The organism is Pseudomonas sp. IPO3749 (assembly GCF_013386605.1).
Lineage (GTDB): Bacteria > Pseudomonadota > Gammaproteobacteria > Pseudomonadales > Pseudomonadaceae > Aquipseudomonas > Aquipseudomonas azotoformans_A.
The window spans coordinates 23,488-31,817 of sequence record NZ_JACARN010000082.1; the positions used below are offsets into that span (position 1 = coordinate 23,488).

General features: G+C 59.8%; 8 protein-coding genes. 3 read left to right on the forward strand and 5 right to left on the reverse strand.

Annotated elements, in window-relative coordinates:
- The first annotated feature begins 9 nt into the window (after positions 1–9).
- Both HX812_RS27440 and HX812_RS27445 read left to right on the forward strand, forming a co-directional pair.
- Complete coding sequence (locus HX812_RS27440) at positions 10–1,170, forward strand: cysteine desulfurase family protein (protein ID WP_038844886.1); 1,161 nt, start codon at positions 10–12, stop codon at positions 1,168–1,170.
- Positions 1,171–1,207: 37 nt separating this feature from the next.
- On the forward strand, positions 1,208–3,016 hold the full coding sequence (locus tag HX812_RS27445) for an aminopeptidase P family protein (protein WP_038844887.1): 1,809 nt from the start codon (positions 1,208–1,210) through the stop codon (positions 3,014–3,016).
- On the opposite strand, the gene HX812_RS27450 is transcribed toward HX812_RS27445, so the two are convergent.
- Positions 3,009–3,917, reverse strand: coding sequence for a LysR family transcriptional regulator (locus HX812_RS27450; RefSeq protein WP_038844895.1), 909 nt, complete (start codon positions 3,915–3,917; stop codon positions 3,009–3,011). The two genes, HX812_RS27445 and HX812_RS27450, sit on opposite strands and share 8 nt — an antisense overlap.
- Positions 3,918–4,033: 116 nt before the next feature.
- Between HX812_RS27450 and HX812_RS27455 the strand changes: the two genes are divergently transcribed.
- Complete coding sequence (locus tag HX812_RS27455) at positions 4,034–5,020, forward strand: zinc-dependent alcohol dehydrogenase family protein (RefSeq protein WP_038844888.1); 987 nt, start codon at positions 4,034–4,036, stop codon at positions 5,018–5,020.
- On the opposite strand, the gene HX812_RS27460 is transcribed toward HX812_RS27455, so the two are convergent.
- From HX812_RS27460 to rhtA, 4 genes are all read right to left on the reverse strand, one after another.
- Positions 5,017–5,607: a 2-hydroxychromene-2-carboxylate isomerase gene (locus HX812_RS27460; protein WP_038844889.1), complete on the reverse strand. Its 591-nt coding sequence runs from the start codon at positions 5,605–5,607 to the stop codon at positions 5,017–5,019. The two genes, HX812_RS27455 and HX812_RS27460, sit on opposite strands and share 4 nt — an antisense overlap.
- A gap of 36 nt (positions 5,608–5,643) precedes the next feature.
- Positions 5,644–6,375 carry an SDR family oxidoreductase gene (locus HX812_RS27465; RefSeq protein WP_033900262.1) on the reverse strand — a complete coding sequence of 244 codons (732 nt, stop codon included), beginning with the start codon at positions 6,373–6,375 and terminating at the stop codon, positions 5,644–5,646.
- A 111-nt stretch (positions 6,376–6,486) separates the two neighbouring features.
- Positions 6,487–6,768: a hypothetical protein gene (locus tag HX812_RS27470; RefSeq protein WP_016980214.1), complete on the reverse strand. Its 282-nt coding sequence runs from the start codon at positions 6,766–6,768 to the stop codon at positions 6,487–6,489.
- Positions 6,769–6,932: 164 nt separating this feature from the next.
- Positions 6,933–7,820, reverse strand: a complete 888-nt coding sequence (gene rhtA / locus HX812_RS27475; RefSeq protein WP_038844892.1) for a threonine/homoserine exporter RhtA — start codon at positions 7,818–7,820, stop codon at positions 6,933–6,935.
- Between the last annotated feature and the right edge of the window lie 510 nt (positions 7,821–8,330).

An 8,330-nucleotide genomic window follows, 5' to 3' on the forward strand; every position in this document is an offset into this window, starting at 1 on the left:
TTTAACGTCATGAATAAACGTCCGCTGTATTTCGACTACGCCGCCACCACCCCGGTGGATGAGCGGGTCATCCAGGTGATGGTCGAGTGCCTGGGCTTCAATGCCAATTTCGGTAACCCCGCGTCCAGTTCCCATGCGTTCGGCCAGGCGGCCCGGCACACGGTCGAGCAGGCGCGTCGCCAGGTAGCCGAGTTGGTTGGTGCCAACCCTGAGCAAATCGTCTGGACCTCCGGCGCCACCGAATCCAATAACCTTGCGATCAAGGGCGTGGCCCAGGCGCGTGGCGTGGCGGGTGGGCATATCATCACCAGCCAGATCGAACACAAGGCTACGTTGGATACCGCGCGGCAACTGCAGGAAGCCGGTGTGGCCGTCACCTACCTGGTGCCGGATGCCGATGGGCTGATCAGTGCCAATGCTGTCAGCGAAGCCTTGCGCGAAGACACGTTCCTGGTTTCGCTGATGCTGGTGAACAACGAACTGGGCACCCTCAACGACATCCCCGCCATCGGCGCGCGGGTGCGTGAACACGGCGCGTTGTTGCATGTGGATGCGGCGCAGGGCGCGGGCAAGGTGACGATCGACCTGGCGCAGTGGCCAGTAGACTTGATGTCGTTTTCGGCCCACAAGCTGTATGGCCCCAAAGGGATTGGCGCGTTGTATGTCGGCCCACGGGCGCAGCAAAAGGTGTTGGCGCAGATTCACGGCGGTGGTCACGAAGGTGGCCTGCGTTCCGGCACCCTGGCGACCCATCAGATTGCCGGCATGGGCACCGCGTTTGCCTTGGCTGCGGCGTCTTTTGCTGAAGAAAAGGCGGTGATCGTCGCCTTGCGTCAGCGCTTGCTGGACCAGTTGGAATCGGTGGCCGGCGTGCGCCTCAATGGCAGCGCGACACAACGTATTCCACATACCCTGAGCCTCACGTTTGGCGAAGGCGAATTCAACGTCGCTGCGTTGAGTGCGGGGATCGCGTTTTCCGCGACCTCGGCCTGCAATTCGGCGAGTAACGCGCCGTCCCATGTGCTCCTGGCGTTGGGCCATGATGCACGCAGCGCCGGCCGTACCATTCGCTTGAGCCTGGGCCGGTTTACCACCGAGCAGGATATCGACCAAGCGGTGCAATTGATCAAGGCCGCCCTGGCCAGTGCACCGGCGTTCTGGGCGGTCTGATTCACATAATAATTATTCGTGGTTAGCAGGAGACACAATGAGTACGCAGCCTTTGACCCGTGGAACGGTTCCCCAGCGCCTGGCGCACACCCGTGAACTGATGAGCCGCGAGGGCATTCACGCCCTGCTGGTGCCGTCGGCCGACCCGCACTTGTCCGAGTACCTGCCGGGTTACTGGCAGGGGCGGCAATGGTTGTCGGGGTTTCATGGTTCGGTGGGGACGCTGATTGTCACGGCGGATTTCGCCGGCGTGTGGGCCGATAGCCGTTACTGGGAACAAGCGAGCAAGGAACTCAAGGGCAGCGGCATCGAATTGGTGAAACTGCAGCCAGGCCAACCCGGACCGCTGGAGTGGCTGGCCGAGCAAACGCCGGAAGGTGGCGTTGTCGCGGTGGACGGTGCGGTCATGGCCGTGGCCTCGGCGCGTACCCTGGGCGGCAAGTTGGCGGAGCGCGGTGCACAACTGCGTACCGATATCGACCTGTTGGATGAAGTCTGGAAAGACCGTCCGACACTGCCAAACCAGCCGATCTATCAGCACCTGCCGCCTCAGGCCACCGTCAGCCGTGGTGAGAAACTCGCCTCGCTGCGCGCTGCCCTGAAGGAGAAGGGCGCCGACTGGCACTTCATCGCGACCCTGGACGACATCGCCTGGCTGTTCAACCTGCGCGGCGGTGATGTTTCGTTCAACCCGGTGTTTGTGTCCTTTGCGCTGATCAATCAACAGCAGGCCACGTTGTTCGTGGCGCTGAGCAAAGTCGATGCCGCGTTGCGGGCGGTGCTGGAACAGGATGGCGTGACGCTGAGCGACTACAGCGAAGTGGCGGATGCCTTGCGTACGGTGCCGGCGGGCGCCAGTTTGCAGGTCGACCCGGCGCGCGTTACCGCTGGCTTGCTGGAAAACCTTGATGCTAGCGTCAAGCTGATCGAAGGACTCAACCCGACCACCCTGGCCAAGTCGCGCAAGAGCCTGGCCGATGCGGAACACATCCGCCAGGCCATGGAGCAGGACGGCGCGGCGTTGTGCGAATTCTTCGCCTGGCTGGACAGTGCGCTGGGTCGCGAACGTATCACCGAACTGACCATCGACGAACACCTGACCGCTGCGCGCACCCGTCGCCCCGGTTATGTGTCGCTGAGTTTCAATACCATCGCGGCGTATAACGCTAATGGTGCGATGCCGCATTACCACGCCACTGAAGAAGAGCACGCAGTGATCGAAGGCGATGGCCTGCTGCTGATCGATTCGGGCGGCCAGTACCTCGGCGGCACCACGGATATCACGCGGATGGTGCCGATCGGTACGCCGAGTGAAGAGCAAAAACGCGACTGCACCCGTGTGCTCAAGGGCGTGATTGCCTTGTCCCGTGCGCATTTCCCGAAAGGCATCCTGTCACCGCTGCTGGACGCGATTGCTCGCGCGCCGATCTGGGCTGAGGGCGTGGACTACGGCCACGGCACCGGGCACGGCGTAGGCTATTTCCTCAATGTGCATGAAGGTCCGCAAGTGATTGCCTATCAGGCGGCCACTGCGCCGCAAACGGCGATGCAGCCGGGGATGATCACCTCCATCGAACCGGGCACTTACCGTCCGGGACGCTGGGGCGTGCGTATCGAGAACCTGGTGCTGAACCGTGAAGCCGGCAAGACTGAGTTCGGCGAGTTCCTCAAGTTCGAAACCTTGACCCTGTGCCCGATCGACACGCGCTGCCTGGAGCCGTCGCTGCTCACGGTAGACGAGCGTGAGTGGTTCAACGCTTACCATGCCGAGGTGCGTGAGCGTCTGAGTCCGTTGCTTGACGGTGCCGCACTTGACTGGTTGCAGGTGCGCACTGCGGCTATTTGATCGCCTGCAATTCGGGCGCCTGGGCCAGGGCGTCGGCCATATAGTCGACGAATGCCTTGACCCGGGCCGATTGCCGACGATTGGGCGCCGACACCGCATGGATCGGCAGTGATTGCGGCGTGTAGTCCTGCAACAGCGCGACCACGCGGCCAGCTTTCAGATCATCATGGAACAACCACAGGGGCGACAGCGCAATGCCAAGCCCCGTCAACACCATTTCCCGCACCGCCTCTGAGTTATTGCTCTGGGCGTTGCCGGCAATGCGAACGCTGTGTCGCGTGACATTCTTTTCGTAAACCCAGAGGTTCTGGCTGCTGAGCAGGTTGAACAGCAGGCAGTTGTGCTGGCTGAGATCCTGCGGGGTTTTCGGTGCGGGATGGTTGGCCAGGTAAGCCGGGCTCGCCAGGGTGACGCGGTGGGTGGTGCCGATCTGCTTGGCGATCAGGCCGCTGTCGCGCAGTTCACCGATTCGCAGGGTCACGTCCAGGCCTTCGCTGACCATGTCCTGCAGGTGATCGTTGAGTTGTAGGTCTACTTGTACGCCAGGGTATTTCTGCAGGAAATCGCTCAAGCGTGAAGCAATCTGCAGGCGCCCGAAACTCACCGATGAGCCCACGCGCAGGGGGCCGGCGATGGCCTCTTTGCCGGTCTGGAAGCTGTGTTCGGCAGCGTCCACGGCGGCGAGGATTTCGCGACAGTGGCTGTAGTACCGCTGACCTTCGTCGGTCAGGGACAGTTGGCGCGTACTGCGGGCAATCAGCTTGCCGCCCAGTTCGGTTTCCAGGGCGCGCAGGACTTTGCTGATGGTGGGTTGGGTGGTCTGCATTTCCCGGGCGACGGCGGAGAAGCTGCCGCGTTCGATCACGCGAACGAAAATCGCCATTGCGTTGAGTTTGTCCATGGGGGCTTCCAATTCATTCTTCTTGCGCATAAGCACTATAGTCTTTTGGTGTCTTATCGGCATGAATTGGCTGGCGGATCATTGACTTCATTCTTCGATGACGCGAGACCGCCAACATGACTGATATGCACGCTTTGATAGTGGATGCCGTAGATGCGCCGTTCCGGCTGACGACAATTCCTAAACCGGTAGCCGGCGCTGGCCAAGTGTTGGTCAGAATCAGCGCCAGTGGCCTTAATCCATTGGACGGGAAAATCCGCGCCGGCCAGGCTGCCCACGCCCGGCAGCCATTACCGGCGGTGCTCGGCATGGACCTGGCAGGCACCGTGGAAGCACTCGGCCCCGACGTCGGTGATTGGCACGTAGGCGATAAGGTCTATGGGTTGGCGACCGGTATCGGTGGCGCACAGGGCTCGTTGGCCGAATACGCGGCCGTCGATGCCCGTTTGCTGGCGAAGAAACCCGAGGCCTTGAGCATGCGTGAAGCGGCGGTGTTGCCGCTGGTGCTGATCACCGCGTGGGAAGGCTTGGTGGACCGGGCGCATGTAGGCTCTGGACACAAAGTACTGATCCAAGGCGGCGCGGGCGGTGTAGGGCATGTCGCAGTGCAACTGGCGATTGCCCACGGAGCGCAGGTATACGCCACGGGATCCGCCAAGCATCGTGCGGTGATCGAGGCGCTGGGCGCGACGTTTATCGACTATCAGCAGTTGACGGTCGAGGAGTACGTCGCGCAGTACACCGCGGGCGAAGGCTTCGACATTGTGTATGACACCGTCGGCGGCGAAACGCTGGATGCATCCTTTCGAGCCGCCAAGACCTATCACGGTCATGTAGTGAGTTGCCTGGGTTGGGGGCAACACAGCCTGGCACCGCTGTCGTTTTGTGGGGCAACCTACTCGGGCGTGTTTACCTTATTGCCGTTGCTGACCGGCAAGGGGCGTGAGCATCACGGGCAGATTCTTGCCGAGGCGGCGCGGTTGATCGATGCCGGCAAACTCAAGCCGACCATGGATGGGCGTTCATTCGATTTGCACAGTGCGAACGCCGCCTACGATCTGCTCGCAAGCGGCGCGCATGGGCGCTTGGCGATCGAGATCTAACTCAGGGCTTCGCGCACAAAATCCAGACGGTCCTGACCAAAGAACAGCTGATTACCTACAAACAGGCTGGGCGCACCGAACACGCCACGTTTAACGGCCTGTTCGGTGTTGTCCTTGAGGGCGGTCTTAACCGCTTCGTCGTTGGCCAGGGTCAGAACCTCGTCGGGACTAAAACCGTGTTCGGTCAGCACGGCAGCGACAACGACGGGGTCTCCCAAGTGACGGCCCTCTACCCAGAGGGCGCGGAACAGGCAATCCACAAAGTCATCGAAGCGCTCGGGTTGGCGCAATTGAATGCCGGTGACGGCCCGCATCAACAGCAGGGTATTGATGGGAAAGTGCGGGTTGAACGTGAGCGGTACGTTGTAACGACGTGCATAGCGCGCCAGGTCATCGAACATGTAGCGACCTTTGGCGGGCACGGTGATGGGAGAGGCGTTGCCCGTGGCCTTGAACACGCCGCCCAACAGCATGGGCTTGTAAATCAGCTGCGTACCGGTTGAGGCGCACAGTGCGGGGAGCTGGGTGTAGGCCAGGTAGGTGGCGGGGCTGCCGAGGTCAAAGAAGAACTCCAGGGTTTTACTCATGGTCGATGCTCGCTGCTTATTATTGTGGGGGCGTGCTTACCAGGGTTCATTCCAGGGGCGCAGGTCCAGTTCGAACGTCCAGGCGTCGCGTGGCTGGCTGTGCAGGTACCAATAGTTATCGGCGATATGCTCGGGGTTGAGGATGCCGTCCTGGTCCTTGAGCGCGTATTTCTGCGGGAAATTGTCGCGAATGAAGTCGGTGTCGATGGCGCCGTCGACCACCACATGGGCGACGTGGATGTTTCTGGGCCCGAGTTCCCTGGCCATGCTCTGCGCGAGCGCCCGGATACCGTGTTTGGCGCCGGCGAAGGCGGCAAACCCTGCTGCGCCACGCAATCCTGCGGTGGCACCGGTGAACAAAATCGTGCCTCGATTGCGCGTGACCATGCGTTTGGCCACTTCGCGGGCATTCAGGAAACCAGAGAAGCAAGCCATCTCCCAGATCTTGAAATACTTGCGCGCGGTTTCTTCCAGGATGCTGCACGGCACGTTGGCGCCGATGTTGAACACGAAGGCTTCAATCGGACCCAGCTCGGTCTCGATCTGCTCGATCAGCGCAATGACGTCTTCTTCTTTACGTGCATCGCATGCAAAGCCATGGGCTTCGCCGCCTGCCGCGTGGATGCTGTCTACCAGCGGCTGCAATTTATCGGCGCTGCGGCGGGTGACACACGCCACGTAGCCTTCACGGGCAAAGCGCTTGGCAATGGCGCCGCCCGTTGCATCACCGGCACCCACTACCAAAACGATTTTCTTGTTGTGCGTCATGGGAACTCCCTTGGCTCAATGGTCGAGCAGGAGTCTAGTCGCAGCGCCGCAAAGGGCTGGGTTTATCGCTGGAATTAAATGAGAGCAGTCAGGGGATGACTGCTCGAACGATTACTTGCAGATGACGATCATGCTTCGACTGGTGTAGCCGGCAGGGTTGAGGCCGAAAGGGTAGTCCCCAGGTTCCTCGGAATTGTCACCGGACTTTGCGATAACCCGATAGCCCTTGGCGCCGCAAGAGTTCGTTGCACTGGTGTAGCACTGGTCCCAGGAAGAAGACAGGCCGGAACAGTTGATATGCAGCCCTTTTTTGCCACGTTTTACTTCTGTCTTGGTAGTCGCGGCACAACCTGCAATCGCCATGACCATTAACAGTATCAAAATTCGCTTCATTCCTATCCTTAATAGCCGCCTCGCAATGCTAAAGGCAGGCTCTACTCGCTCTCGGGTGTAGCGTTCGCGCTGTCCTTGTCGAAATTCTCCATGAATGACATTCGTTTACGGCTTAAACATGGCCTAAATGAGCGCTAAATGCCAGAGCTACATTCAAACAGCCTTCAATCCGCTGGAACCAGCGGCTTTGACTCGCTGCGCATGGTCACGGTGGCGCCTACGGAGGCCAGGATGATGCACGTGATTGCCAGCCATTGCGCGAGTGACAGGTGTTCGTGCAGGAACAGCAGGCCGGAGAGGGCACCGAAAGCCGGTTCGATGCTCATGAGCGTGCCGAAGGTGCGGGCGGGGAGGCGCGTCAGTGCAACCATTTCCAAAGTGTAGGGCAGGGCGGTGGACAGAATGGCGACACCGATGGCGACCGGGATCAGGGCGGGCGTCAGCAATGCGCTGCCCGCATGCACTATGCCGATAGGGGCAACAAACAACGCCGCGATCATTACGCCGAGGGCGGCGGTCTGCACGCCGTTGTCATTACCGGCTTTCTGGCCATACAGAATGTAGAGCGCCCAGCAGACTCCGGCGCCCAAGGCGTACCCCGCTCCCAGTGGGTCGATGCCGCTGCTCGCTTCGCCCATAGGGATAAGTAGGAGCAAGCCGATGATTGCCAGGGCAATCCACAGGAAGTCGACCGCGCGCCGAGAGGCATAGATAGCCACGGCAAGCGGGCCGGTGAACTCCAGGGCCACCGCAATCCCCAGAGGTACGCTGCGCAAGGACATATAGAAGAGGAAGTTCATGCCGCCCAGGGCCATCCCATAAACGATGACGGTGCGCAGGGATTTGGCCGTCAACTTGGCACGCCATGGACGTAATAGAAGCAGCATGATCACGCTGGCGAAAATCAGGCGCAGTGCCGTGGTGCCTTGTGCGCCGACAATAGGGAACATGCTCTTGGCCAGCGAGGCGCCGGACTGGATGGAGGCCATGGCAATCAGCAGCAAGCCGACTGGGAACAATGTCGAGGCCAGGCTGCGGGGGGAGGTGGTCATTTGGGAGTGTTCGTCCGAAGTCATATTAAGAGAAGCGTGGGCGCTATGATGCTTAACTGTTTGAAGTTGAGCAATATATTGCTCAATTATCCTTGGTAAGGGCTTATAACGGACGAATCTTGAGGTTTTCAGCTTCTTTGATAGAAAAACCAAATCAAGGGTTGACGGCAGATTTCAGAGGCCTATAATTCGCCCCACTTCCGGCGCAGTCGAAACGGAAAACTCTTTGGTAAACAATGGGTTATGTAGGTTTCGGCAGCAGGTTGCTTCAGTTCATCGAAGCCAAAAGGAAGTTGAAAAAGAGGTGTTGACAGCAGCGTGTAACGCTGTAGAATTCGCCTCCCGCTGACGAGAGATCGGAGGCGCAAGTGGTTGAAGTTGTTGAAGAAATCTTCGAAAGCTTCTGAAAATAATCACTTGACAGCAAATGAGGCTGCTGTAGAATGCGCGCCTCGGTTGAGACGAAAGATCTTAACCAACCGCTCTTTAACAACTGAATCAAGCAATTCG

Excerpts from the sequence above, each read along its gene's own strand:
- HX812_RS27440 (WP_038844886.1), top strand. The coding sequence starts at position 10 with ATGAATAAACGTCCGCTGTATTTCGACTACGCCGCCACCACCCCGGTG.
- HX812_RS27445 (WP_038844887.1), top strand. The coding sequence starts at position 1,208 with ATGAGTACGCAGCCTTTGACCCGTGGAACGGTTCCCCAGCGCCTGGCG.
- HX812_RS27450 (WP_038844895.1), bottom strand. The coding sequence starts at position 3,917 with ATGGACAAACTCAACGCAATGGCGATTTTCGTTCGCGTGATCGAACGC.
- HX812_RS27455 (WP_038844888.1), top strand. The coding sequence starts at position 4,034 with ATGACTGATATGCACGCTTTGATAGTGGATGCCGTAGATGCGCCGTTC.
- HX812_RS27460 (WP_038844889.1), bottom strand. The coding sequence starts at position 5,607 with ATGAGTAAAACCCTGGAGTTCTTCTTTGACCTCGGCAGCCCCGCCACC.
- HX812_RS27465 (WP_033900262.1), bottom strand. The coding sequence starts at position 6,375 with ATGACGCACAACAAGAAAATCGTTTTGGTAGTGGGTGCCGGTGATGCA.
- HX812_RS27470 (WP_016980214.1), bottom strand. The coding sequence starts at position 6,768 with ATGAAGCGAATTTTGATACTGTTAATGGTCATGGCGATTGCAGGTTGT.
- rhtA (WP_038844892.1), bottom strand. The coding sequence starts at position 7,820 with ATGACCACCTCCCCCCGCAGCCTGGCCTCGACATTGTTCCCAGTCGGC.